Raw genomic sequence first — 26718 nt, 5'->3', positions numbered from 1 at the left:
TGGGCGTTTCCGGCCTGCTACTGACTGACCGATGCAGCAGCATCCTCGATGAGTGACGTGACCTCGTCGGGATGCGAAACCATGAGCGCGTGGGACGCACCCTCGATGACGACGGTCTTTACCGCGTGCGCACGCTTGGCCATGAAGCTCATGACGGCTGCCGGGATGTTGCGGTCATCCGAGCCGTAGATCATGTAGGACGGCAGCGTCTTCCATGAGGCGACGCCCGAGGCTTCAGCCAGAGCCGCCTGCGCAACAGGGCGTTGAGTGGCAGCCATCAGCAAAGTCTGCTCTTGCGGAACGTCGGCGGCGAACTGCGCGCGGAACTTGGCCGGCTCGATGAAGAGGTCTTGTCCGCCGTCCGGCAACACGACTGGAGCAAGCGCGCTCCCCAAGGTGCTACCGGGAAACATGCTGGACAACGTAAGGCTCGATTCGCCCGTATCGGGCGCGAAACCCGCCACGTAGACCAACGCCTTCACATTGGGATTGCCATTGGCGGCCTCGGTGATGACGGGCCCGCCATAGGAATGCCCCACCAGCACGACCGGCCCGGAAACCGACCGGACGATGGCTGAGACTGCTTTCGCATCGCTGGCAACGCCGCGGAGCGGATTAGCTGCGGCTATCGCCACATAACCGTCTTTGCTGAGCTTGGTGATGACTGCATCCCAGCTCGACGATTCCGCGAAGGCGCCGTGCACCAGTACGATCGTCGGCTTGGGCTGAGAATTCGCGGCCTGCGCCATCCCGCCGCCCCACGCGGCAAGCGCTGCGGTGAGGGCCAGGACTCGAGTTATGTTTCGCATTTGCTTTCTCCCGTGTCGCCTGTGGTGACCAATGCTCAGGAGAATGCGCCGACGCGGCCCGCCAACCTATTGTGCGGAAGGGTCTGTCATACAATGCCAAGGTGCAGGGTAGGTCACCGGGGAGATCAGGTGCCCTGCAGCAAATTGAGGTATCTATGCCGGGTGTGCATTGTCGGCGGTCGCCGGAACAGACACTGAGGGCGCGCCGCAAAGCCTCCTCTCGTCAACGACATAGTCCCTGGCCTTCGGCCTGAATCGCCCAATGCCTTCGTATGGATCAAACAGCCGGACCGTCTGATCGTGTCGCTGCGTCACGACATTTATATTTGTATGGGTGAATACCATCCAAGACATCAATGGAGTTACTGAAATGAAAATGACAGTCCTTGCTGTCGCCGTGCTTGTTATTACAGCAGGAAGCGCCACTGCCGGAAGCGACCACTATGGATCAAACGGATCCCAGCAGCCTGCGACTGCGTCTTACAACATGTATACATCCTCGATCAAAAAAATGAACAATGATATCGGGGTGCCGAAAACCGTACGCAAGCCGACTGTTCCCAACGATGAATATGGCCAGGGCATCTGGGGTCACTGATCCCGACCTACAGAAAATTGAAGGACCGGGGCGAGACCTCGGTCCTTCCGCCGTATCGGCGAGCCGACTTCTCTCTTGCGCGTCGATCCCTGTAATGCGACTTGCTGCTTACGTGGCTCAATTTGCGGCACGTCGACAAAACGTCTCGCCTCCGACCTATTTGGCGCGACTCGTGCGGCAGCTTCCCGGAAAATCGTCTTGAGGATGACCGATTGCTCAGCCATTTATTCGGAAGTCTATTGGCGCGACGACATCGCAGTCGTGGCTCAGAGCACTGCCATCCCGCCGTCGACCCGCAGATTGATGCCCGTTACGAAACTGCTCGCGTCCGAGGCAAGGAACAGGGCGGCTTTTGCCAGCTCTTCCGGCTGCCCCATCCGGCCCAGGGGTATTGCCTCTGCCATCGCCTTTTCAAACAGCCCGCGCTGCTCAAACGGTATGCCTAGCTTATCGAGAATAGCCGTATCCACCGGACCTGGGCTGAGCACGTTGACCCGGATGCCGCGAGACTTCAGTTCGATCGCCCAAGCGCGCGCAAAGGCATTTATGGCCGCCTTCGAGCCCGCGTAAACAGCATGACCGTCCAGAACCTTCTCGCTGGCCAGCGAGCCTGTGAGGATGATTGCGCCGCCATTCCGCATGATCGGAATCAGCTTCTGGACGCCGAAGAAGACGCCTCGCGTATTGACGGCAAATTGCGCATCATATTCCGCCTCGGAGACGTCGGCCGAGTGCGTGATGGTGTTTATGCCGGCGTTCGCCATATAGATGTCGAGCGCCCCGAACCTCTGACGGATCTGTTGCGCTACCTCGTCATGGTGCGACACCTCGGCCACATTTCCCTGAATGCCCAGCGCGCCTGCCCCGATCTGTGCGACCGCTTCCTCGACCGCCTGCCGCCGGCGGCCGGTAATGACGACTTGCGCGCCCTCGGCCGCAAAGATTTTTGCAGCCGATAGTCCGATCCCGCTGTTCCCGCCGGTGACCACCGCGATCTTGCCCAAGAGTACGCCCATTTCGTTCCTGCCTCCGAAAAATAGCGCCGGTGCTGCTGCGATAGTCGCAACTGCTGGCCAAGAAAATTTCACGCCTAATTGAGACCGCCAAAATGAGCGGCAATCGCAAACGGCTAGCGATTGATAAACTCCCGGTGCTTAGCCAGTTTGACGTCTTGGAGAGCGCTTTGGCCATCAAGGCAGAACAAGCGCGCGGCGGCGACCCCCGACAGCGCGACGTAGTGTCGAACGCCGGCGATCGCCTCCGGGCTGCACAGGCGCAGTTGCCCGAGTGGCAGCCGTGGCGCAGCATATGTTTCGCGCCCCTGCCAGCGCTCCAGCTCGATGGCGCAGTGGTTCGGTTCCACAATCCGGGACATGAGCCGACAGAAGCTATCCTTTGATGAAGGCGAGCAGGTCAGCATTGACCTGATCTTGGTGCGTGGCCGTGATCCCGTGGGGCGCGCCGGGGTAATAGATATCCTTTGCGCCTTTGATCAATCGGGCCGACTTGACTGCCGAGTCCTTGACGGGGACGATCTGGTCGTCTTCGCCATGCAGGACGAGGGTTGGTACGTCGAATTTCTTGAGGTCCTCGGTAAAATCGGTCTCGGAGAACGCCTTGACGCTTTCGTACGCGTTCACGAGACCCGCCTGCATGCTCCAGAGCCAGAACTGATCCAGAGTCCCCTGGGAAACCTTGGCGCCTGGCCTGTTCGCGCCATAAAACAACGGTGCGAGGTCCCGGTAGTACTGCGACCGATCCTTGACGAGGCCAGCCCTTATGCCGTCGAATACCTCGATCGGCAGGCCTTCCGGATTGGCCGGCGTCTTCACCATGATCGGCGGAACAGCGGCGATAAGAACAGCCTTGGCCACCCGCTTCGTCCCGTGCCGTCCGATATAGCGAGCAACCTCGCCTCCTCCGGTCGAATGGCCGACCAGCGTGGCGTTCCGGAGATCCAGCGCCTCGATCACGGCTGCAAGATCGTCCGCATAGCCGTTCATGTCGTTGCCGGACGTGGCCTGGCTCGATCGGCCATGGCCGCGCCGGTCATGCGCAACGACGCGAAAGCCGTTATGGGCAAGAAAGAGCATCTGGCCGTCCCAGGCGTCGGAATTCAGCGGCCAGCCGTGCGAAAACGTGACGACAGGACCCTTGCCCCAATCCTTGTAGTAGATTTCGGTGCCATCCTTGGTCGTGATGGTGCTCATCGTCTTGGTTCCTTTGATTGAGGGGGAAGAGGGAAGGTTTTGTTTTCGGCTCGTTGCCGAAGCAGCGCGGGGCAGTCCGGCGGCTGCCGTAGAGATCAGGCCTGCCAACATGACATCGCGGCGAGATCCGCCGACGGAGAAAAGTCCGTCTTTGTTCATCGTGTCCATCCATGTGCTTTGAACGTCCTGCTCACCATCACGACCGTCGAGTCGGCCTGAGCGGTCGCGTTCGGGGAGGAGCGAGCGAGGAGCGGTAGAAACGCGACGGTCGTGATGGCTTGCGAGGAACAGGATGCACCGATCCGGGCCGCGAACCTACTCTACGGAGGCATCTGTCATACGATGCCAAGGTGCAGGGCAGGCACGCCGAAGATAGGGCCGGGCTAAGGCAAGCTCTTATAGACACACGTCAATTAGGCTTGGGTAGCGGCGCGGGGACCGACGCGGCATGGCCGGCGTCAGTTGCTGTTGCATGAAATGTTGCGCGTTTTTCGGTCAGGCTGGCGCTGCCAAAGAGCGCCGCTCAGTAGTAACCGATGTTTGGCGCGGGCCTTGCCGCGAAACACCAAACAGGACCACCGATGTACATCAGGATCACCCGCAGCAGGACGAGCGTATCAACAGGCAGGAAGGCCTGGGCGCGCTGAGAAAGCACCTGAAATGGCCCGGCGCGCCGGGCGATCCTATTGGATGGGGCATGGATCGGCTTGTGCCAAATTCTAGACCTCGCGCATCGGCGCGGGCAGCGTTTCCCACGCCCGGATCAGCTCACCGATGGAAGCGGCTTCCATCTTGCGCATGACATTGCCGCGGTGAAGCTTGACCGTCACTTCACTGATGCCGAGGTCGAAGGCGATCTGCTTGTTGAGGCGCCCGCGCGCCACTTCACGCAGGACCTCGCGCTCGCGCGGCGTCAGCGTCTCGACGCGCTCGATGTTGCGCTTGACGATCACGGCATCCGCCCGCCGCTTGGCATCCACCGCAATGCCGGCGATCACAGCGTCAAGCAGCGTCTGATCCCGCACCGGTTTGGTGAGAAAGTCCACGGCGCCGGCCTTCATCGCCTGGACAGTCATCGGGATGTCGCCATGCCCGGTCAGGAAGATGATGGGTTTGGGGTTGCCGTTTTTCGCAAGATGGTGCTGCAGATCGAGACCGCTCGTCCCTGGCATGCGCACGTCGAGGATCAAGCAGCCGGGGCTCTCCAACACGTCGGCGTCAAGCAATTCACGGGTTGAGGTAAAGCACACCGGCAGGAAACCCGCCGACAGGATCAATTCAGACAGCGCCTCCCGAACAGAGGCATCATCATCGACAATAATGACCAGCGGCTGCTCGGCTTCAGCCCTTCGCTGCTGTGATGACGGCGTCGATCTCGGTAAGGGCAATTGGTCAACTCTCATGTTTAGCCTCCGTTTCTGGGTTGCGCAAAGCGTCGCCGATCGCCGCAAGCAGTGCCTGGCCATCGAACGGCTTGCGGAAAAGCCTGCCAATGCCCTTGGCGCGGTGCTGATCCACTATCTCGTGGCGGCCGGTGATCAGGAACACAGGCAGATCCGGACGCGCCTTCTTGACCAAGTCGCGAAGTTCAAAGCCGTCCATGCCGGGCATCCCGATGTCGGTGATAAGCATGTCCAATCCAGACAGGCCGCTGACCAGTAACGACCCTGCCGACGAGAAGCTGCGGGCCACATAGCCGGCGGACTCCAGAAGGTCCTCCAGCGACTCGAGCAGCCTTGGGTCATCGTCGACAATCGCCACGACAGGCCTCCGCTTGCTCACCCTCAGTTCCCCCCTGCCCGGCGCGAGTGCGTGATCGGTATTCCCAATCGCTCGGCGATGCGAACGAGGTCGGCGAGCGACGCCGCGACCATCTTCTGCATGACGTTCCTTCTATGAATTTCCAGCGTAACTTCGCTGATCCCCAGTTCAGCGGCCGCCTGCTTGTTGAGCAGACCGCTGACCACCAGCGGCAGCACCTCACGTTCGCGCGGCGTCAGCTCGAGATAACGTTGCTTCAACACGCCCAGCTCGGCGCGCTCCGATCGCTGTACCCGATCCTGGGCAATCGCCGCATGGATTGCGGCCATGAGGTCTGCATCGCTGAAGGGCTTAGTCAGGAAATCCACGGCGCCGTGCTTGATCGCACGCACCGAGGACGGGATATCGCCATGTCCCGTCAGGAAAACGATCGGTGGATGATCGCCCTCGGCAATCTGCCGCTGCAGATCGAGGCCGTTAATATCCGGCAACTCGATATCGAGGATGAGGCAGGCAGGGACGTCCGGCTTGTCAGCGCGGATATAATCGCCCGCCGATCCGAACGCTACGGCACACATGCCGTGTGCAGCCAGCAGCTCGCTGAGCGCCTCCCGAATGCGTTCATCGTCATCTACGATGAAGACAATTTGGCCGTCCGTCGTCATGACGCCGCTTTCGCTTCAATCGGCAACGTGAAGATAAACGTCGCTCCACGTGGTTCGTTCTTCTCGACCCATAAACGCCCGCTGTGCGACTCGATGATCGAACGGCAGATCGCTAGTCCCATGCCCATCCCTTGCTCTTTCGTGGTAAAGAACGGTTCGAATATCCGGTCGGGAAACTCGATGCCCCGGCCGCGATCTCTGACTTCGGTCTGGACAACATCCCCGATATGGCGCACGCGGATGCTGATAACTCCGTCATCCGCACCAGAGTCCATCGCCTCCATGCCGTTGCGGATGAGATTGACCAGAACCTGCTGGATTTGGACGCGATCGAACGCGACTAGCGGACTGTCGCGTCCGACATCAACGCTGGTGCGAACGCCCCGCCGCATCGCTTCCTCGGCCACGAGGTCGCGTGCCTCTGTGATGACACTGCTGAGCGTCGCATTGGTCCTCGTCTCGGTGGATTGCTTGAACAGCGCGCGGATGCGGCCGACGACGTCCGCCGCCGAATTGGCGTCCCGGATTATGCGCTCGGCCGTAATCTTCGCGCGTTCGACGTTCGGAGGGGCGGCGGACAGCCAACGGTGGCATGCATGGGAATTGGCGACGATCGCGGCCAGCGGCTGATTCACCTCGTGCGCGATCGAAGCGGAAAGCTCGGCGAGACTTGCAGCCTGAGTGGCTTGCGCGAGTTTGTCGGAGGCTTGTCGCAGCGCTTCCTGGGCGCGCACCTCTTCGTCGATGTCGAGGGAAACCCCGTACCATTGCACAACCGCCCCGTCTTCATCACGCCGCGGCTCCACCCTGCACTCCGCCCAGCGATAGCCATCTGTTTCGCGCCAGCGAAACCGCATCGCGGAACCGCCGCCTGTTTCGAAACAGCTCAGCAACGTGCGCAGCACCTCGGGAGCATCTTCGGGATGAACCAGTTCTTGCAGCAATTCCTCGATGCGCGGCTCTCCGAGTGTTTCGAAATTGGCGATGACGGCGCGGAAATGGTCCTGGTATCGCTTGTTGAAGTAGACCGGCCCGCCGGTCGGCACCGCGCTCCAAATGCGGACCGGCACAGCGTCGATCATCTGCTGAAGCTGCAATTCGCTCCGCCGCAGGGCCTCTTCGGCTTGCATCTGATCGTCTATGTCGTGACAGAGGCCGTACCACTGCGCGATCAGGCCAGCGTGATCGCGCATCGGCTCCGCCCGGCTCGACATCCAGTGATAGATGCCATCGGCGCGGCGCAAGCGATACCTCATGGAGAAGCGCTCACCGGTGGCGAGGCAGTGACTGAGCGTATCGCCGAATGCTGCTGCGTCGTCCGGATGGACGATGGCCGTTATCATCGCCGCCAGCCGGCTGATGCCCTGTTTGTCCAAATCCGTTACGTCAAGGCCGAGAAAGTCGACCATTCGCTTGTTGAAAAAGGTCGGCTCGCCGTCCGGCGTCAGGCGCCAAACGTGGCTCGGAACCATGTCGACAAGCTGTGAGAGCTCCCGCTCCCGGTCGCGCAATGCCTCCTGCGCGCGCACCTCATCGTCGATGTCGATGCTGGCCGTGTACCATTGCACGATCGTCCCACTCTGGTTCCGCAGCGGCTCGGCGCGGCCCTCCCTCCAGCGGTACACGCCGTCCGCGCGACGCAGGCGATACCTTATGGGATAGGGTTCGCCGGTGGCGAGCGAGCGGCTGAGCCATTCTCTCATCCTGGGTCCATCGTCGGGATGGACGGCTGCCGCGACCAAGGTCGCCAGGCGGCTCGTGCCCGGCTCGTCCCAGTCCGCGATGTCGTTGAGGCCGATATAGTCTGTCGTGCGCTTGCTGAAGAAGGTTGGTTCGCCGTTGGGCGCCATGCGGGCGATGTGAGCGGGGATCATTTCGACCAGCAACGAGAGTTCTCGCTCCCGCTCCCGCAAGGTCTCCACACTTTGGCGCAAAGTGAGCACCGCCGCCTGATGCTGCCTGGAAATGGCGGCCACGACGAGCGCCGAAAATGCAGAGATGGCCAGAAAAAGCTGCAGCATGATCTGGTTGTGCTTCTGGGACTCGGGATCGCCGGCAAATTGGCTGGCGCCGGATATCGTGAATACCGCCGTGATCAGAGCGAGGACGGTCAATGCTACGGCGGCGCCTCTGAACTCAAAACGCACCGCGGCCCAAAGAAGAGGCGGCATGATGATGTAGGCGAAGGGCAGATAGCCGCTCAAGGAAAGGGCGGCGATACCAAGAAAGATCAGCCCCAGGACGCAAGCTTCCATCCATCGCGCTGCCGAGAGCTGCGCTTTGCCGCGCCAGTTCTGGAACACGACCAGCGCCAGTGGCGCTACGATCAGGACTCCCGTCGCGTCTCCGATCCACCACAGCGGCCAAGCCGTCACAAAGGTTTGCGATTGTATGCCAAACCAAGCAAGCGCCGCACTTCCCACCGTTGCGCTTGCAACTGGCGCAATTCCAGCGGCCAGTACGACGAATGCGAGAACGTCCCGCAACGTTTCCAGCCGAACTGGGCGCTTGCAGGTCTGGTTCACAAGCCATGCGCCGGATACCGCTTCAAGAGCGTTGCCGGCAAAGATCAGGAAGGCTGCGGGCAGCGGAGTGTGGAACCACAAGAAGTTGCTGAACAGTTCTGCCACACAGGCCCCCAGCACCCACCACGGCCAGCTATACCTGGAGGCGAAGACAAGAGTAGCGATGAAAAGCCCGCTCGGAGGCCAAATGGAAATCCCTGTTCCAGGTATGATTGCGAGCGACTGGGCGAAGCCGCAGCCCAGGACATAGGCCGTAATAAAAAGCCCCAGATGCAGGAATTGGGGACGGTGCGACCAGACGCGCGACAACCTGCCTCTTCCAAGATCGCTGATCATGTTGCCGCGAATCAGGCCCGGTTCATTCGTCGCGAAAGGTCGGCCACTTCCCGGTCCGGATCGGTTCAAGTCATGCGCTAACGCGAGCGTTGCGCTGGAATCGGTCTCGCCAAGTGAGTTGGGCGCTATCGTCATCGGGTGCCCCTAACGGACAAACAAACTCTGGAGATTGTCGGCGCTTCGTGTAGCACTTGCTCTTGATAGCTGGACTGGGCTGACGGACTCACGTCGCCACCCTAATCCCGCCACGCCCCAACCGCACCTCATGGAAATCCATGCATTGCACGGGGCGGCGGCGCCCCTTCACCGAGAGCCAAAAACCAAGCGCTTACTGAGCGCCGCCAGTTATTGCGCAGCTTTCGCTTCAACCGGGAGGGTGAAGATGAATGTCGCCCCACGCGGCATGCTATTCTCCGCCCAAAGGCGTCCGCCGTGAGACTCGATGATCGAACGGGAGATCGCGAGCCCCATGCCCATTCCGTTCCCTTTCGTTGTAAAGAACGGCTCGAATATCTTGTTGGGACGTTCGATACCCGGGCCTCGGTCGCGGACCTCGGTCTGGATCGTGTCCTCTATCCGGCGCACGCGCATTGCAAGAACCTTGTCGCCCGCCGTGGTGTCCATCGCCTCCATGCCGTTGCGAATGAGGTTGACCAGGACCTGCTGGATCTGGACGCGATCGAACGCAACGAGCGGAAGGTTGCTTTCGACGTCGATGTCCATGCGAACGCGACGCCGCATGGCTTCCTCGGCCATAAGGTCACGTGCTTCGGCAACGACGCTGGGGATCGGCGTGCTGGTTCTCATTTCAAGCGAAGGTCTGAACAAGGCACGGATGCGGCTGACGACATCCGCCGCCGAGTTGGCATCGCGGATGATACGCTCGGCCGTGATCTTCGCGCGCTCGACGTTCGGGGGCTCGGCGGACAGCCAACGGTGGCATGCGTTGGAGTTGGCGACGATGGCGGCCAGCGGCTGGTTCACCTCATGAGCGATGGATGCGGAGAGTTCGGCAAGGCTCGCCGCCTGGCTCGCACGCGCAAGTCTCTCTTGTGCCAGCCGAAGCTCCTCTTGTGTCCGCACCTCATTTTCGATGTCGAGGCAGATAACGTTCCACTGCACTATGGCGCCTTCAGCGTTGCGCATCGGCGCGGCGCGCGTCTCGACCCAGCGATATTCACCATCGAAGCGCCGCAGACGGTGCCGTCGCGCATACGGCTCGCCTGTGGACAGACAATCGGCATATCTCTCTTTGACACCTGTCAGGTCGTCGGGATGAACACCGGCGTCGAGTGTGCCAGCCAGCCGGGACTTTCCCGCTTCGTCCAATTCCTCAAGATTGTATCCGAGGAATTCGCGGAGCTGCTGGCTGCGATATATCGGTTCGCCATCCGGCGCGGCGCAATCGATCATTGCCGGCAGCGTTTCAACGAGCTGCCAGAGAGCCCGTTCTCTCTCGCGCAGCGCCTCTTCGACGCGCAGCTGATCGTCGATGTCGTGCGTAAGGCCGTACCATTGGACGATGCGTCCACCCTGGTCCCGCAGCGGCTCCGCGCGGCCCTCCATCCAACGATAAACGCCATCGGCACGGCGCAGGCGATACTTCATGAAGAATCGCTCGCCGGTGGCAAAGCAGCTGTCGAGTGCTTCCCTCAGGCTGGCTGCATCGTCGGGATGGACGACGGTGGCAATGAAGGCCGCCAGCCGGCTCGTGTCCGGCTTTTCCGCGTCCGCTATGTCCAGGCCGAGAAAATCTATCAGGCGCTTGTTGAAGAAGCTCGGCTCACCGTTGGGAGACAGCCGCCAGAGGTAGCTCGGAACCATGTTGACGAGTTGCGAGAGCTCTCGTTCCCGGTCGTGCAACGCGGCTTGCGTGGTCACCAGGTCATGGATGTCGACGCTCACGCCGTACCATTGGAGAATGCTGCCATCTTCGTCGCGCAGCGGCTCGGCGCGAGTCTCGGTCCAGCGATAGCGGCCGTCGGCCCGCCTCTGGCGATATCTCTGAACGTAAGGCACGCCCGTTGCGAATGAATGGCGGATCGCCTGCCGTGCGGTGTCGATATCGTCTGGATGGATCACGCTCAGCGACGGCGAGCCGTCCGGGGCGGTGATGTCGTGGAGCGTGGCCCCGGTTACATCGGTGAACCGTTTGTTGACGTAGGAAGGCGTCCCTTCCCGTGTCGTACTCCAGATCAAAGCGGGCACGGTGTCGATCAGCTGCTGAAGGCGCCGCTCACTTTTGCGCAACGCCGCCTGCGCGCGCACCTCATCGTCGATGTCGAGAGAAACCCCGTACCACTGCACGACCGTTCCGTCGTCATCGCGTCGCGGCTCGACCCTGCACTCAGCCCAGCGATAGGTGCCGTCTTTTTCGCGCCAGCGAAACCGCATCGCGGAGCCGCCGCCAGTTTCGAAACACCTCAGCAACGTGCGCTGCACCTCGGGCGCATCTTCGGGATGAATCACCTCGTGCAGCAACGTTTCGATTCCCGGCTCGCCGAGCGCGTCAAAGTTCGCGATAACGGAGCGGAAATGGTCCTGGTATCGCTTGTTGAAGTAGACCGGCCCGCCGGTCGGCATCACACTCCAGATGCGGACCGGCACGGCGTCGATCATGTGCTGAAGTTGCTGCTCGCTCTGCCGCAACGCCGCTTCGGCGTGCATCTGATCGTCTATGTCGTGACAGAGGCCGTACCACTGGACGATGCGGCCAGCGCCATCGCCCATCGGCTCCGCCCGGCTCGACATCCAGCGATAGACGCCATCGGCACGGCGCAGGCGATAGCGCATGGCGAAGCTCGCACCGGTAGCGAAGCAACCACGAAGTGCATCGCCGAATGCTGCCGCGTCGTCCGGATGAACGGCGGCCTGTATCATCACCGCCAGCCGGCTCATGCCCGGTCGGTCCAGATCCGCTACATCGAGGCCGAGAAAGTCGACCATGCGCCCATTGAAGAAGATCGGCTCGCCGTCTGGATCGAGCCGCCAGATGTGACTCGGGACCATGTCCACGAACTGCGAAAGTTCCCGCTCCCGGTCACGCAATGCTGACTCGGCCCGTTTCTGGTCCTCAATGTCTATTGTCGTGCCGTACCATTGAACGATGCGCCCCTGACTATCGCGAAATGGTCGTCCTGAGCTTCGAAACCAGCGATAGACGCCATCGGCGCGCCGCAGGCGATGCTCGGTATCATAGGGATCGCCGGTTTCGAGGCAATGCCGCCATCTGGCGGCTACGGGATCATAATCGTCGGGATGGACGGCTCGACGCCAGCCGAAATCATCGTCGTCTTCGGAAGTGTTGAGATCCTCATGCATGTTGCCGAGGAACGTCAGCGTGTTTGGGCTGACATAGGTGAATCTTCCGGCGGCATCGGCTGCCCACGCGTGGCCGGGCATGCTCTCGATGATTTGCAGCGCTAGCGTTGCTTCGGGCTCGATTTCGTCAAGTGAGTTGGACGCTGCTGTCATTGGCTTCTCCTGTCGGACAAAAAAGCCTTGGGACGGTCAGCGCTTGATATAGCACTTGTTTTCAATATCTGGACAGGCGAACTCACCGCCTAAATCTAGTTCCGCCATGCCTCGGCTGCATCTCATGGAAATCCATGCATTGCGCGGAGTTATCGCGCTGCGGGGGCCCCAACGATGGCCTCGCGCGAGGAGCGACGCGGATCGATGCATCAACACCTACCACTGGGAATACGAGCCGGACAGGTAAGACGCTCGGCTGCCTCTTCGTCGGCTGCAGAGTGAAACCGGAAAAACCTCTGCATTCGTCATCCCTGTCTCGTCCGGTTAACACGGCTCATGAGATAATCTGGAAGCCTCTCCCGACCAATACATCTGTTCCAAAGTACAGGGCGTGGACGCGGTTTTAGTTCTGCGGAGCGGCTTGGCGGCCGAGCAATTGTTTGGCGACAATGAGACAGGGCGCAGCGACCGCGAACAGCAGGACGAGCGCGAAGAAAGCTTCGTCGAACGAGATCGTGGCGACCTGCTTCTCAAGCGCGCGCTGCAGCAGCGGCAGGGCGGCCTTTGTCGCCGCAGTGCTGTCGACACTGTTCGCCAGAGCGTTCGCAGTTGCTCTCAAGCGCTGGTCTACGGCTGGATCGCCATTGACGAGGTGGGACGCCAGTATCGTCCGGTTGTGGACATTCTGGTGATCAATATACGTTTGCAAGAGGGCTGTGCCGGTCAGACCGCCCACCTGCTTGCCGAAGTTGAACAGCCCGATGCCAAACGGCAACGCATTGGCGGCAAGGCCCTGCAGCGTAACCAGCGTCAGTGCCACGAACAGAAGGCCGAGGCCGAATCCTCGCAGCAGCAGAGCAAGGGTCAGGTCCGGTGATCCGCTACCGCTCGTCGAAGCGGACAGCAGCCACATGGCACCTGCGAAGAGCAGAATGCCAAATGGCGCAAGCGTGATCGGGCGCATCCCGGTCCTTTGGATGACGAAGCCGGACAACAGAAGTCCAAGCGCGAGCATGGCTCCGCTGGGCAGCAGAAGCACTCCTGCGCCCGTCGCGGTAAAATCGAGCACGTTGAGGGCAAAAGCCGGAATAAGATAGGCGCTGCCTGAAAGGGCAGAGCCGGCGACGAAGCTGACGAGAAGGCCAAAGCGAAAGTCCGGATTGCCAAGGGGCGAGATGGCCAGCAGTGAGCCTTCTGAACGAAAGCGGGTCTCCCAGACGGCCAGGAGGCCGGCAGCCGTCATACCGGTTGCGGCAAGGAAGGTGATGTCGGTGTCGTCGAACCAGTTGAACCTGCTGCCTTGCAGCAGGACGTAGGTCAAAAGCGCGGCGCTGATGCCGAGCAACAATATCCTGACGGCAGGAAACCTGGTTTTCCGCCAAAAGGTCCGATCGCCGTCCGCCGCCAACAGGACAAGGGAGACGATGCCGAGCGGAATGATGCTCAGGAATATCCACTCCCAGGTCAGATGGTCGACAAGCCAGCCCTGCAGGGCCGGCGTGACGGTCGTCGGAGCCATGACGGCGCCTACGGCAAAAACCGCCTGAACGACCGGCTGATGCCGGTGCGGTAACCGAAAGAACAGCAGTGTCTGGCTGGCGACGAGAACTGTGCCGCCAGCCAGCCCTTGGACAATGCGGCAGATGCAAATCCAGGTGAGGTCCACCGACAACGTCAAGGCCGCGGATGCCAGCAGAAGGGTGACAACCGCCGCGCGCAGGCAGGCGGTCGGCCTGGCTGCCGTCACAAGTAGCGGAGCGACAAGGAACGCCGTCAGCTTGGCGGCGATGAAAACAACGTCGATCATCGCCAGTTCGTCCAACGTTGCGTAGGTGTCGCCGAGCATGTCGATCCGGCCGATGGACAGTGCAGTGGATGCGACCGCGTCCATGAAGGCGGCCAGCACGACGCCGGTTGCTATCAAGCAAGCGCGCAATGTACCGGGATGGCGCTGCACAGCCGCCGTTTCGGCGAGGTGCATCATTGTGCTGAGCGCCCGTCCGCAATCCCGCCTGTCTGCATTTCCTGCGCTACAGCCGGAGCATCCCTGGTGCCGACGGTGATGGCAACACGAGCCGAGAGTCCCGGAACCAGGCGGCCGGGCAACGGATTGCGCGTCATCCTGATCTTGACCGGCACACGTTGGACGACGCGGATGAAGTTTCCGGTGGCGTTGTCCGGCGGCAGCAGGCTGAATGCCGCGCCGCTACCGGGAGCGAAGCTGTCGACAAGGCCGTCGATTTGCAGATCTGGATATTCATCAACCATGACGCGGACCCGTTGGCCGATCTCAACCTGCTTCAGCTGTGTTTCCTTGAAGTTGGCAACGATCCAGACATCGTTAACCGGAACGATGTCCAAGGCTGCTGTCCCTGGCGTGACATAGCGGCCGACACGGATCTGGCGATTACCGACGATGCCGCCGACCGGGGCCCTCACGACGGTGTTGGCCAGGTCGAGCATTGCCAGGTCGAGCGCTGCCTGTGCCTGGGACAGGGCTGCCTGCGCACCGGACAACTGTGCATCCAGGACACCGAGCTTCAATTTTTGAGCCAGCAGATTGGCCTCTGCACCGTCCAGCGATGCCTTTGCCTTGTCATGGCCGGCCTGCGCATCCTGCAGCTTCTGATCGCTTGCGGTCCCGTTCTTCTGCAGCGTGACGTAGCGGTTCAGGTTGGCTCGGGCGAATTGCAGGTCGGCTGCGGCAGATTGCTTCTGCGCCTCAGCCTGCGCGATCAATGCGTCCTGCAGTTCACGGGTCGCCTTGATGTTGGCGATTTCCGCCTGCCGGGCGGCGACGTTGGCTTTCGCCTGCTCTGCCTTGGCCTTGTAGTCGCTGTCGTCGATGCGAAACAGGACAGCACCCTTTGACACACTGGCATTGTCGTCTATGTCGACTTCGACGACGTAACCGGCGAGCTTCGGCGCGATGCTGGTAATGTCTCCGCGGAGATAGGCGTTATCGGTCGTTTCCTCGAACCGGCCCCGCGTGAACCATTGCCAGCTCCAAATAGCTGCCATTGGAATCACCATGAGGGCGACGATAGCGATTGCGATCTTGCGGGCTCGGCTCATGATTGCCTCGACACCCGGTCGATGCGCTCGCTATCGAAGGAGGTATCCGCCTCCCGAAGAGCGAGATGTTCGGCAAGGCTGCAAACGCACGGTGCGCAGTACAGGTTCACGAGAACGTCTCCGTCGAGCTGCGGCTCTGCAGCAAAGCAGAACTGCAGAACGATCGCGGATTTCACGCCTCGCCGCTATCACGCGGACGAACATCCCATCTGCCCTGATCGGTAGTTCGTACTGAACCTCAGCACAGGTCGTATTGTCGGTCAGCCGGATTCAGGCGCGCGAACATCCGGCGCGGATCTCCGTAGTGCCGAAGACCGCCCACGAGAAAATTCACTTTGAAGCGTTTCCGGATCATCCTGTGGCAGCAATGATCGCAGAGAGCGCCCTCGCGGCGCGCGCGCCATGCTGGAAACTCTGCATGTTTGCCGAGGGCAGCCGCTACCAGGAGCAACTCTGCGCTGTCGGCGGCGACGGAAAGATCGAATGTCTGGTTCCCGGACCAGGCCGTTTCTGGCCGACCCAGCTTGGCCCTGCGCCAGTGCCCCAGTTGATCGTCAGTCCGCGCAATCCGCCTGGACCACGCCTGCTGGAGATTCCCGTCGACCCCCGGCTGATCGAGGCAGGCGACCCTAGCGGTTCGACTATTTCGAGCACGCCCGCTTCACCGCTGCGGTGCGCGAACAAGGCAAAGTGGAAGTGACCTTGCAAGACGGCTGGTGGGCCGTCGTCATGGGTCTCGCCCGCCCAGAGATCGGCCCGCGAAGGCCGCGCCATCGAAGTCGCCGGTGAATTCGCGTTGCCGACCTAAGGCCGACCACGCATTCACCAGACCATTGGGTCAGATACGCCGACCGGTTGCTGCGTCGAACAGATGCGCACATGCGCGGTCGATCTCGATCCGCACCCCTTCGCCCTGCCTGAGCGCAAGCCTTTCTCGGAAAAGGCAGGAAATTTCTTCACCGGAGCAGTCGACCCTGGCGAAGATTTCCGAGCCTGTCGCCTCGAGAAGCGTGATCGTACCCGGCACGCCTTGCCCCGTCGCCCGGATATGTTCCGGTCGAATGCCGTAGACGAGTTCGCGTCCTGCGGCATCCGCGGGCTGGGCGCCTTCCGGCAACGGCAGGACCAACCCGCCGGCGCTGCGGAACACGCCCTCCTCGATGCGGCCGGCAATGAAGTTCATGGCGGGCGAGCCGATGAAACCGGCAACGAAGAGGTTGGCCGGATGGTCGTAGAGGTCCAGCGGCGCGCCGATCTGCTCGACCAGGCCGTCATGCAGCACGACGATCTTGTCGGCCATCGTCATGGCCTCGATCTGGTCGTGCGTGACATAGATCGTCGTGGTACCCAGCCGCTGGTGCAGGGCCTTGATCTCGCCGCGCATCTGGACGCGCAACTTGGCGTCGAGGTTGGAGAGCGGCTCGTCGAACAGAAAGACCTGCGGGTCACGTACGATCGCGCGGCCCATGGCGACGCGCTGGCGCTGGCCGCCCGAAAGCTGGCGCGGATAGCGGTCAAGCAGCTTTTCCAGGCCGAGGATGCCGGCTGCCTTCCGGACCCGGCCAGCGGTGTCGGCCGGGTCGGCTTTCTTGATCTTGAGGGCAAAGCCCATGTTGTCGGCAACGGTCATATGCGGATAGAGCGCATAATTCTGGAACACCATGGCGATGTTCCGGTCCCGCGCGCGCAGATTGTTGACCATGCGTTCGCCGATGGCGATCTTCCCGCCGGAGATCGTCTCAAGGCCTGCGATCATGCGCAGCAGCGTCGATTTTCCGCATCCCGACGGGCCGACCAGGATGACGAATTCGCCGTCGGCGATGTCGACGCTGACGTCGTGAATGATCTTGGTGGCCCCGAAGGCCTTCTGCACGTTGTTGATCGTTACCGATGCCATTGGATCTTTCCTGGAAAAAGAGTGATGTCCGGGCGCGCGCTCAACCGCCCTTGACGGCGCCGGCGGTCAGCCCCGCCACGATCTGCCTTTGCGCGAACATGGTCAGGATCAGCACCGGCAACGTCACCACCAGCGCCGCCGCGGCGAGCGGCCCCCAGCTCACCTGCTCGTAGGACAGCATGTTGTAGACGGCGACCGGCAGTGTGCGCGTCTCACGGCTGGCGAGCACCACGCCGAAGACGAAATTGTTCCACGAGAAGATCACGGACAGGATGAAGGCGACGACGATGCCCGGCTTGGCGATGGGCAGGGCAACCAGCCGGAAAACCTGCCAGGAGCTGGCGCCGTCGATGTTGGCCGCCTCTTCCAGTTCCATCGGCGTGGTCTCGAAATAACCGATCATCACCCACACCACGATCGGCACCGTCACCACCAGATGGATGATGATCTGCGGCCACAGCGTGCCGAGTATCCCGATCCATTGGAACAGCAGAAACAGCGGGATGAGATAGGATAGCCCAGGCGTCATGCGGGCGATCATGATGACGACGGCGGATCTCTCGGCCTTGAGCCGCGCGATGCCGTAACCGGCCGGTACGCCGATCAACAGTGCCAGTAAGGTCGCCGTACCGGTCACCAGAACCGAATTCCAGAGATAGAGCAGGAAATTGTTCTCCTCGAACACCTTTACATAGTTCGACCAGGCGAAACGTTCGGGGATCAGGATCGGCGGATAGGCACCGTTGTCGATTTCGAACTTCAGCGACAGAGAGATCATCCAGAGGAAGAACAGGATCGCCGGCGAGACGAAAACCAAGGCAGCGAAAAACAGACCGATCTGGTTGAGCAGCCGTGAACTCATCTATTTGCCCTCCGTGTCAATCCACTGCGAGCGTTGGCGCAGCATCAGCAGGACAAAAGACAGGGCCACGATGACGACGAAGAACACCACGGCCATGGCCGAACCGTAGCCGATATCGTAGTAGGAGAAGGCGGTGTTGTAGAGATAGATGTTGATGGTCTCCGACGCCGTTCCCGGCCCGCCCTGGGTCATCGCGTAGATGATGTCGAAGCTCTTCAGCGCATCGATGGTGCGAATGATGACCGCGATCATCAGGAACGGCGCGATCATCGGCAGAGTGAGATAGCGGAATTGCTGCCAGGCATTGGCGCCGTCGATCTCGGCGCTTTCGAAGGGCTCGCGCGGCACCGAGGCCAGCCCGCCAAGCACGATCAGCATGACGAGCGGCGTCCACTGCCAGGTCTCGACCGCAACCAGCGACGGGATGACCGTGTTGGCGTTGAATATCCATTCCTGGGCCGGGATGCCGACCAGCGACAGCAGGTAGTTGAGCACGCCAAGCTGAGGATGGAACATCATTGTCCAAACCAGTGCGACGGCAACGGGTGTCGCCATCATCGGCATGACGAAGACGCCGCGCAGCAAGCCGCGCAGCGGAAACCTGGCATCGAAGATCAGGGCGGCCAGGGTGCCCAGCAGCATCGGCGCTGCAACCGAGAGGAAGGTGTAGGTCAACGTATGAACAAGGGATTCCCAGAAACGTGGGTCGCTGGCCAGGCGGAGATAGTTTTCCATCCCGGCAAAACTCCGCGACTGGCCGAGCGTCCAGCGATTGACGCTCATCCACAGGGTGAAAGCCCAGGGGAAAACGATGACGGCGCCGACGACGACGAGTGCGGGGACGACGAATGGCCAGTAGTTGGGAGCCAGCCGGATCGTCTGGCTCCCGTCGATAACCGGCATCGTCACCCCGGTCTGTTCTGGGGTGGTGGCCGACATCAGCCCTGCTCGCTCCTGTCGAGAACCGGCTGGAACTGTTCGGTGGCCTTCTTCAGCTCCGCGGCGGGATCGGCGCCGGCAATCATGTTGGTCAGCGCCACGCCATAGATGTCGCGGAATTCCGTGACCGGGATGATGACCGGCAGTGCCAGCCGACTGATATTGCCCGAGCCGACCACGGCATCAAGCCAGCTTGCCGGCATGGTGACGCCTTCACGCACCTTGGGATCCTCCAGCACGGATTTGCGGAACGGAACACCGGCGCCGGCCTGCAACAGCCGCGCGCCCATGGTTGGCGATACCGCCCACTGGCAGAACAGATAGGCAGCCTCCTTCTTCTCGCTGGCGGCGGTAACGCCAATCCCGTCGCCGAAGGTGCCCGAGGCATGCGCCTTGGGACCCTTGGGCATCACGCCGTAACCGACCTTGCCGACCACCCTCGATTTTTCCGGATTTTCCATCGGCGGGGCAAAACCCACGCCGTCGAGCCACATGCCGATCTTGCCCTGCAGGAAGGCCGACTGTGCTTCGGCCCAGTTGAACCCGGTAACGCCCGGAGGGGCGGACTTGGTCATTAATCTTTGATAGAGCGCGGCAGCCTCGATCGCCTCGGGAGCCTCGGTGCGCAGCTTGCCCTTGTCATCTAGCGGCGTCATGTCGTAGCCGAGCATCAGCGACGTCCACACCGGCGTGTTTGCGTTCTTGAGCCCGCGGGCGACGAAGCCGTATGTATTGGTCGAGTGGTCGGTCAGCGCTTCGGCGGCTGCCACAAGTTGCTCGAAGGTCTCTGGGTATTTGAGGGCCTTGGCCTCGAACAGCTCCTTGTTCCAATACAGGATCCAGTAGTCCACCGAGAACGGTAGCGAGCGCAGCACGCCCTGGCCGTCCTTGGCAAACAGCATGCCGGCTTCGGCGAAGTCGCTTTCGACCAGCGCCGGGTCGGTGAGCGACGGATCGGCGAGATAGCCGGCGATGTCGGCCAGCCAGCCACCCTTCTCGAACTGGCGCTTCTGCACGTGGTAGCTCAGATGCACGACGTCGAAGCTCGGCTTGCCCGAGCTCAACTCGATCACCGTCTTCTGGCGCTGCTGCTGCTCGGGCGTTGCCTCGGCATTGACCTTGATGCCGGTCAGTTCCTCGAACTCGGCGAGATATTTCAGGATGGTGTCGCTGCGCGGGCTTTTCACCAGATTGACGTCAAGCGTCGTCCCGGCAAAGCGTTTCCAGTCAACGCCTGCGGCAAAGCCGGGGCGAAGCCCCACAAGGCCGGCAGCGGTTAGCGCCGCGGTTCCGGCAAGGAGTTGCCTCCTGGTTGGGTTGAACAGATTGGACGACATTTCTTCCTCCCGGTTGCTGTCGTTGTGGATGCGCCGCAAACCGCGGCGCGGCTATATTTCCTCAGATCTGGAGCGCCAGCCGGCGCGCATTGTCGATATGCAGACTGATCGCTTCAACCGCTCTTTGCGGATTGCGGCTCTCCATGGCTTCGATGACCGCCAAATGTTCGCGCATCACCGGCACCACACGACCGTCGATGCGGAAACGCTCCTGGTGGATCAGCCGGATTTTCACCGAGTTGACCAGATAGGCCTTGGCGATAATCTCGTTGCCGAGCGCATTGATGAAGGTGTCGTGCATCGCCCAGTCGATGTTCTGGGCCTTGGCTTCCATTTCCGGCGTCGGTGCCTGCCCGAGAGCTTGGGCCAGCATCTCTTCATGTTCGCGCCGCATGCGGGCAAGTTCGGCATCAGAAGCGCTGGTCGTGAATAGCGCCACTGCCTCGCGTTCCATGAACAACCGAAACTGAAACGCCTCGCGGATCAGATTGATATCGATATGCGCGATCTGCATGCCGCGCTGCGGGATGGTGGTCAGCAGTCCCTCGGCCTCGAGACGCGGGACGATCTCGCGAATGGCACCCAGCGGCAGCCCGGTGAAAGCGACCAGTTCGCGCTGTGACACGAACTGCCCCGGCCGCAGATCGCGGGCCAGCAAATGCCGCGTGAAGCTGGCATAGGCCTTCTCCCGGAGAGTGATCGGTTCGCTGCCGTCTTCCACTTCAGCTCGCTTCCTTGTCGGTCAGCCCGGCCTTGTCGGTCAGGCTGCCTCTGTCGCAAACAGCCTGTCGAAGGCAGCGGCAAGCTGCCGCTGTCCCTGCGGATCGATCGGCTCCAGGGGCGGGCGGACCGCCAGCCAGCGCTCGTCGCCGGTCTTGCGCGCGACCATGACCTTCACCGCCGGCGTGACCGGGTATTTGAGCAATTCGAGCACGAAGTCTTCGACGCGTGGGTCGTCGCCCCCGTTTTCGACCATTGCCCGGATTTCGCCGGTAACAAAATTAGCCATGCCGGAAATCGCGCCCTGTCCGCCGCGGCGCACGCTTCTCGCGAGATGCCGTTCGTCGCCGATGAGGATCACCAGATCGCCGTGCGCCTCAAGCAGCGCCTCACTGTAGCTCCAGTCCCCGCCGGAATCCTTCACCCCGGCCACCACAGCGGGAAAGGCGGCGCGCAGCCGGCCGATCAGCCCAAGCGGGAGCGGCACCATGGTGACTGAGGGGATGTTATAGAGCAGCACGTCGCGCGCCAGCGGACCGAGTGCGGCGAAGACGGCGGAAAACCATCCGAACAGCCCGTCCTCGCCGACATTCTTGAAGTAGCTCGGCGGAGCGAGCAGAATGTTGCGAACGCCGCGCTGCAAAGCGTGCCGGGCCTGATCGGCGGCATCTTCGGCTGCATCGACCAGCACTGCGGCGACGAGCTGATGTGGCGGAATACCGGCCGCCAGCATGGCCTCGGTGACGATCCGTCGCTCGTCGGTGCCGACCGAGGCTCCTTCGCCGGTGGTGCCGAACAGCGTCGCGCTGCTGCAGCCGGCGCCAAGGCAGGCTCGGGCATGCGCGATCATCGGCGCGAGCGCTATCTGCCCCGACGGGTCGAAGGGTGTGGTCAGGGCAACCGAAAGACCAAAGCGGGAAGCCAATACGATCTCCGTTGAAATCAATGTGGATGTAGCGTTAGCACGCTAACATGTCAGGTGTAAACGGGTGATGTTGCCAACTCGGCATCGCCGAACGGCGCTGCCGCGGCAGCGCCATCGCCGATCATTTTCCTCCGCTCGAACATCACATATGCAGCTGTCCCCGAGCCTCTGCGGGATTGGCTGCACGAGGCAGCCTAAGCTCGATCAAGTGGCGACGAGGTGGCCGTCGCCAACATCTTCGAGCTTGAGTTTCCGGGGCTCGTCACCGATGCGCCGCACAGCGCTTGGAATTTCGCTGTCCAAACGGGCGAACCGGGCGCGGCGCCGGCCTGGATCGGGAACCGGAACGGCTTCGATCAGCCGCTTTGTGTAAGGATGGCGCGGGTTGGAGAAGATCTGGTCGCGGGTGCCCATCTCGACGATCTGCCCCAGATACATTACCGCCACGCGATCGGAGATGTTCTCGACCACCGCCATGTCGTGCGAGATGAAGAGATATGCGACGCCGAATTCGCGCTGCAGCTCCTTCAGCAATCTTAACACGCGCGCCTGCACCGACACGTCGAGAGCAGAGACGCTTTCGTCGGCAATGATCAGCTTTGGTCGCAGCGCCAGCGCCCGCGCAATGCAGATTCGCTGGCGCTGCCCGCCGGAGAATTCGTGGGGATAGCGCTCCATCTGGTCAGCCGAGAGGCCGACACGTTCGAACAGGGCGGCGATCTGGGCATGCCGTTGCTCTCTGTCGCCGAGGCCGTGGATCAGCAGAGGCTCGGCGACGAGGTCGCCTACCCGCATGCGCGGGTCGAGGGACGCGAAGGGATCCTGAAAGATCATCTGCACATTGCGGCGGATAGCCTTGCGCTCCTTGCGGCTGAGCGCCGACAGGTCGTGGCCGCCGATTGAAATGCTGCCGGTGAAGGGCACCAGTCCGGCGATCGCCTTGGCCGTCGTCGACTTGCCGCAGCCCGATTCGCCGACCAGCGACAGGGTTTCGTGCGGCGCGATCGAGAAACTGACGCCTTCGACCGCGTGCACCTTGCGGTCAACGCGGCCGAAGAAGCCGCCGTGCAGGTCGAAGCGGACGTGAAGATCGCTGACAGATACAAGCTCGGCCGGCATGTTGGCGGCGTCTTGTCGTTCTTCGACGGTCCGTCCGCCGCCAATGCGCGGCACGGCGGCCAGAAGCTCGCGTGTATAGTCGGCCTGCGGGCGATTGAAGATGTCAGCCGCCCTGCCCTGCTCGACCATCCGGCCGTCGCGCATGATGATGACGCGGTCCGCCATCTCGGCGACGACGCCCATGTCGTGCGTGATCAGGATAACACTGGTGCCGTGCTCGCGCTGCAGGTCGCGCAGCAGCTCCAGCACCTCGCCCTGAACCGTAACATCGAGGGCGGTCGTCGGCTCATCGGCGATCAGCACGTCCGGGTTCAGGGCCAGAGCCATGGCAATCATCACGCGCTGGCGCATGCCGCCTGAGAGTTCGTGCGGATAGTGCTCGAGCCGCCGTTCGGCATCCGGAATTCGGACTGCCTTCAGCGCCTCGAGCGCCCTCAGCCGCGAGTTGGAGCGCGACATCGAGGTGTGTGCCTCGATCGCCTCCGTGAGCTGACGGCCGACGGACAGAACCGGATTGAGCGATGTCATCGGTTCCTGAAAGATCATGGCAATACGGTTGCCGCGGATGCGGCGCATGCCGCTCTCGCTGAGAGCGGCGAGATCCTGATCGCCGAGCCGGATGGAGCCTGATCCGATGCGTGCCGCCGGCTGCGGCAGCAAGCCCATGATGGCCAGCGCCGTCATCGACTTGCCGGAACCGGACTCGCCGGCGATGCAAAGCGTTTCGCCGCGCATCAGGCCGAATGTCAGGTCGGAAACGACGTCGCGCTCGCCCTCCTCGCCGCGCACGGCGACGCTCAGACCTGAGACGCTGAGTACCGGCCTGACAGAGCCACTCTCCGCGGCGGCCTGCCCGGATCGTTTGATGTCCTCCACCTTCATTCAAAGACGCAGCGGGGGAAGTAGAACGAAACCACCCAGTTGGGCATGTCGACGATCTCGCTGATGCGCAGGTCACCGCAAACCGAGACGAGCATATAGGCATCTACCGGATCCATGCGGTAGCGGCCGGAGAGCAGGTCGATCATCTGGGAAACGGCGCTCCTGGCGCCGTCCATCAGATCCGGCCCGATACCGGTTGTCACCTCGTAGCCCTTGGCGTCGAGATGCCGCGACACCGGACCGGGCGTTGTGAAACGCGGCGTCCGCAGCCGGGCATCCTTGACCAGATCGAGCGTCAGCACGGCGTTCATGGGGCTCTCGATCGCCGTGCCGCAGACCTCGCCGTCACCCTGCGCGGCGTGCGTGTCGCCGACCGAGAACAACGCTCCCGCGACCTCCACAGGGAGGTAGAGAACCGTGCCGGCGGCGAGATCACGGATGTCCAGATTGCCGCCCACGCGCCGCGGCGGGACCACCGAATGCAGACCCGGCTCAGCCGGGGCATTGCCGATGGTGCCGGCGAAGGGCTTGAGCGGCACCCGGCCGCTCTTGCCGAACAGCGCCGGTTCGAGCGAGGCGGCGTCGTACTTCCAGATATTCAGTGCCGGTTGGGAGAAGTCATCCGCCAGCAGACCGAATCCCGGGATATTCGCCGTCCAGCCGAAGCCGGACGGCTTGAACGCCTCGATGGTGATTTTCAGGGCATCGCCCGGCTCTGCCCCTTCGACATAGATTGGCCCAGTGACCGGGTTCACCTTGGCAAAATCGAGCAAAGCAACGTCGTCGACGGTGCTCTCCATCGTCAGCTGCCCGCCGGACGAGTCCAGGCACTGGAACTCGATCGTCGCCCCTGGCGCCACCCGTTCGGCCGGGACAAAGGAATTGTCCCAGCCGAAATGATGGTGGCGCCCGTGGATGGTGTAGTCGCAGTTATTGCACATCGGTCACATACACATTGTCGTAGTTGATCGGGATGTGGACCGGGTCGACATAGAGGTTGTCGGCACCACCCATGCGGGTTGATTTCATGGTGAAACGCTGCTCGTTGAAGACCGGTGCCCAAGGCGCGTCTTCCATGATCTTGCCGTAGATCTCGCTCCACATCTTGGCGCGTTCGCCAGCCTTGGCCGGGTCAACGATGGAGTCGGCTTCGGCAGCCTTGGCGTCGAGCTCCTTGTTGCAATACCACGACCAGTTCCAGCCGCCCGGGACGGCACCAGCGCAGCCGAGGATCGGGCCGTAGAAGTTCGACGGATCGGGGAAGTCGGCGATCCAGGCCATGCCGCCGGACCAGATCATCGGCGCACCGGCCTTGTCACCGCCGGCGGCGATGACGTTGGCCTGCGCGAGCGACTGGATGCTGGCCTTGATGCCGACCGCCGCCAGATCCTGCTGAATGGCCTGCGCGATGCGCGGGTTGGGATCGGTGTTCATGGCAAACAGCTGCGTGTCAAATCCGTCGGGATGCCCGGCCTCGGCAAGCAAGGCCTTGGCCTTGGCCACGTCATAGGGATAGCCCTTGAATGCCTTGTCATAGCCAGGCATCGACGGCGGCAACGGCTGATTGGCCGGCACCGCACGGTTGTTGATCAGCTGGACGATGCGGTCCTTGTTGATAGCCATGTTGACCGCCTGCCGCACCTTCACGTTGTCGAAGGGCGCCATGGTGGTATTCATGGTGATATAGCCGGTGTGCAACTGGCCGCCCTCGACGACACGGGCCTTCTGCTCGGGATCGGCCATCACCTCCTGGAATTTCGCCGGCGGAATGCCGTCGCCGGGAACGTCGATCTCGCCTTTCTGGAGCCGCAGCAGCGCCACGATCGGCTCCTGGCCGATCTCAAAGGTGATCTTGTCGAGATGCGGCAGACCCTTGTGCCAGTAATCCGGGTTGCGCTCGAAGACCACGCGCTGGCCGAGCGTCCATTCGGCGAGCTTGAAGGCGCCGGTTCCGACCGGATGTTTGCCGAAGTCTGCGCCGTATTTTTCGACTTCTTCCTTCGGCACCACATGCGAGAAGTTGATCGCCATGACATGCAGGAAGGTGGCGTCGGGCCGGGTCAGCTCGAACTTGATCGTGTAGGGATCGACGACGGTTATGCCCGCCAGGCTCTCCGCCTTGCCGGCAGCGACGTTGTCATAGCCTTTGATCGAGCGGAAGAAACCGGCACCCGGGCTCTGTGTCTTTGGATTGGTGACCCGGTCGAGCGAATATTTCACGTCGTCGGCGGTCATCTCGCGGCCATTGTGGAACTTCACTCCGTGGCGCAGCTTGAAGGTGAAGGTCTTGCCGTCGGGCGCAATCTCGTAGCTCTCGGCAAGGTCGGGCCGCAGGTTGGTGGTGCCCGGCTCGTAGTCCATCAGCCCGTCGAACAGGCTCTTGATCATCGACCAGTTCTGCCAGTCATAGCCGATGGCCGGATCGAGCGTGGCGACGTCGTCCTTGTAGGTGATGGTGATCGCGCCGCCCTGCTTGGCATTCGGATCGACGGCGTCTTCGGCACGTACGCTTGTCATGCCAAGCACCAGCGCAAGCGCCGATGCCGCCACGGTCGATATTAGATATTTTCTCATGTCATGTTCC

Annotated in this window: 22 protein-coding genes; 2 read left to right on the top strand and 20 right to left on the bottom strand. The window is 62.0% G+C overall.

The features are described from left to right. Positions 1 to 17 precede the first annotated feature (17 nt). Positions 18 to 809 carry an alpha/beta fold hydrolase gene (locus NKH28_RS08185; protein WP_352612461.1) on the bottom strand — a complete coding sequence of 264 codons (792 nt, stop codon included), beginning with the start codon at positions 807 to 809 and terminating at the stop codon, positions 18 to 20. Positions 810 to 1179: 370 nt separating this feature from the next. On the opposite strand from NKH28_RS08185, the gene NKH28_RS08180 reads away from it, so the two are divergent. Then, positions 1180 to 1407, top strand: a complete 228-nt coding sequence (locus NKH28_RS08180; RefSeq protein ID WP_352612459.1) for a DUF680 domain-containing protein — start codon at positions 1180 to 1182, stop codon at positions 1405 to 1407. Between the two features lie 266 nt (positions 1408 to 1673). Here the strand turns inward: NKH28_RS08180 and NKH28_RS08175 are convergent, their stop codons facing one another. From NKH28_RS08175 to NKH28_RS08130, 10 genes are all read right to left on the bottom strand, one after another. After that, complete coding sequence (locus tag NKH28_RS08175; RefSeq protein WP_352612457.1) at positions 1674 to 2423, bottom strand: glucose 1-dehydrogenase; 750 nt, start codon at positions 2421 to 2423, stop codon at positions 1674 to 1676. A 113-nt stretch (positions 2424 to 2536) separates the two neighbouring features. Further along, a complete protein-coding gene (locus tag NKH28_RS08170; RefSeq protein WP_352470615.1) occupies positions 2537 to 2782 on the bottom strand; it encodes a hypothetical protein in 246 nt (81 codons plus the stop codon). Between the two features lie 13 nt (positions 2783 to 2795). After that, positions 2796 to 3776: an alpha/beta fold hydrolase gene (locus tag NKH28_RS08165; RefSeq protein ID WP_502893737.1), complete on the bottom strand. Its 981-nt coding sequence runs from the start codon at positions 3774 to 3776 to the stop codon at positions 2796 to 2798. A gap of 560 nt (positions 3777 to 4336) precedes the next feature. Further along, positions 4337 to 5020 (bottom strand): response regulator transcription factor, encoded by a 684-nt coding sequence (locus NKH28_RS08160; RefSeq protein WP_031211078.1) that lies wholly within the window; start codon positions 5018 to 5020, stop codon positions 4337 to 4339. Then, positions 5010 to 5399 carry a response regulator gene (locus NKH28_RS08155; protein ID WP_352470617.1) on the bottom strand — a complete coding sequence of 130 codons (390 nt, stop codon included), beginning with the start codon at positions 5397 to 5399 and terminating at the stop codon, positions 5010 to 5012. The genes NKH28_RS08160 and NKH28_RS08155 overlap by 11 nt, the downstream gene beginning before the upstream one ends. Before the next feature lie 2 nt (positions 5400 to 5401). Beyond that, positions 5402 to 6043 carry a response regulator transcription factor gene (locus NKH28_RS08150; protein ID WP_352470618.1) on the bottom strand — a complete coding sequence of 214 codons (642 nt, stop codon included), beginning with the start codon at positions 6041 to 6043 and terminating at the stop codon, positions 5402 to 5404. Further along, positions 6040 to 8877, bottom strand: coding sequence for a sensor histidine kinase (locus tag NKH28_RS08145; RefSeq protein ID WP_352612726.1), 2838 nt, complete (start codon positions 8875 to 8877; stop codon positions 6040 to 6042). Before NKH28_RS08145 ends, NKH28_RS08150 begins: the two co-directional genes overlap by 4 nt. A gap of 372 nt (positions 8878 to 9249) precedes the next feature. Beyond that, positions 9250 to 12378, bottom strand: a complete 3129-nt coding sequence (locus NKH28_RS08140; RefSeq protein ID WP_352612455.1) for a PAS domain-containing protein — start codon at positions 12376 to 12378, stop codon at positions 9250 to 9252. Positions 12379 to 12781: 403 nt separating this feature from the next. Beyond that, on the bottom strand, positions 12782 to 14362 hold the full coding sequence (locus NKH28_RS08135; protein ID WP_352612454.1) for an MFS transporter: 1581 nt from the start codon (positions 14360 to 14362) through the stop codon (positions 12782 to 12784). Then, positions 14359 to 15453, bottom strand: a complete 1095-nt coding sequence (locus NKH28_RS08130; RefSeq protein WP_352470621.1) for an HlyD family secretion protein — start codon at positions 15451 to 15453, stop codon at positions 14359 to 14361. The genes NKH28_RS08135 and NKH28_RS08130 overlap by 4 nt, the downstream gene beginning before the upstream one ends. Before the next feature lie 304 nt (positions 15454 to 15757). On the opposite strand from NKH28_RS08130, the gene NKH28_RS08125 reads away from it, so the two are divergent. Then, positions 15758 to 16153, top strand: coding sequence for a hypothetical protein (locus NKH28_RS08125; RefSeq protein ID WP_352612452.1), 396 nt, complete (start codon positions 15758 to 15760; stop codon positions 16151 to 16153). 138 nt (positions 16154 to 16291) lie between these two features. Here NKH28_RS08125 and NKH28_RS08120 read toward each other — a convergent pair whose 3' ends face one another. From NKH28_RS08120 to NKH28_RS08080, 9 genes are all read right to left on the bottom strand, one after another. Beyond that, positions 16292 to 17350, bottom strand: coding sequence for an ABC transporter ATP-binding protein (locus tag NKH28_RS08120; protein WP_352771655.1), 1059 nt, complete (start codon positions 17348 to 17350; stop codon positions 16292 to 16294). Between the two features lie 40 nt (positions 17351 to 17390). Further along, positions 17391 to 18212, bottom strand: a complete 822-nt coding sequence (locus NKH28_RS08115) for a carbohydrate ABC transporter permease (RefSeq protein ID WP_023674179.1) — start codon at positions 18210 to 18212, stop codon at positions 17391 to 17393. Next, positions 18213 to 19115, bottom strand: coding sequence for a carbohydrate ABC transporter permease (locus NKH28_RS08110; RefSeq protein ID WP_352476784.1), 903 nt, complete (start codon positions 19113 to 19115; stop codon positions 18213 to 18215). It lies immediately after the preceding gene. 35 nt (positions 19116 to 19150) lie between these two features. Beyond that, positions 19151 to 20488 carry an extracellular solute-binding protein gene (locus NKH28_RS08105; protein WP_352470624.1) on the bottom strand — a complete coding sequence of 446 codons (1338 nt, stop codon included), beginning with the start codon at positions 20486 to 20488 and terminating at the stop codon, positions 19151 to 19153. 61 nt (positions 20489 to 20549) lie between these two features. After that, complete coding sequence (locus NKH28_RS08100; protein ID WP_352470625.1) at positions 20550 to 21209, bottom strand: GntR family transcriptional regulator; 660 nt, start codon at positions 21207 to 21209, stop codon at positions 20550 to 20552. Between the two features lie 39 nt (positions 21210 to 21248). Next, positions 21249 to 22133: a dihydrodipicolinate synthase family protein gene (locus NKH28_RS08095; protein WP_352612447.1), complete on the bottom strand. Its 885-nt coding sequence runs from the start codon at positions 22131 to 22133 to the stop codon at positions 21249 to 21251. A 204-nt stretch (positions 22134 to 22337) separates the two neighbouring features. Then, entirely contained in the window at positions 22338 to 24134 is a 1797-nt protein-coding gene (locus tag NKH28_RS08090; protein ID WP_352978447.1) for an ABC transporter ATP-binding protein, read from the bottom strand. Continuing rightward, on the bottom strand, positions 24131 to 25075 hold the full coding sequence (locus tag NKH28_RS08085; protein ID WP_352978445.1) for an acetamidase/formamidase family protein: 945 nt from the start codon (positions 25073 to 25075) through the stop codon (positions 24131 to 24133). Before NKH28_RS08085 ends, NKH28_RS08090 begins: the two co-directional genes overlap by 4 nt. Beyond that, positions 25065 to 26708, bottom strand: coding sequence for an ABC transporter substrate-binding protein (locus tag NKH28_RS08080; protein WP_352978443.1), 1644 nt, complete (start codon positions 26706 to 26708; stop codon positions 25065 to 25067). Before NKH28_RS08080 ends, NKH28_RS08085 begins: the two co-directional genes overlap by 11 nt. Between the last annotated feature and the right edge of the window lie 10 nt (positions 26709 to 26718).

The organism is Mesorhizobium sp. M1227, assembly GCF_040318315.1.
Lineage (GTDB): Bacteria > Pseudomonadota > Alphaproteobacteria > Rhizobiales > Rhizobiaceae > Mesorhizobium.
Note: the sequence above shows the minus strand (reverse complement) of the source record. Positions and strands in the feature narration are given on the sequence as shown.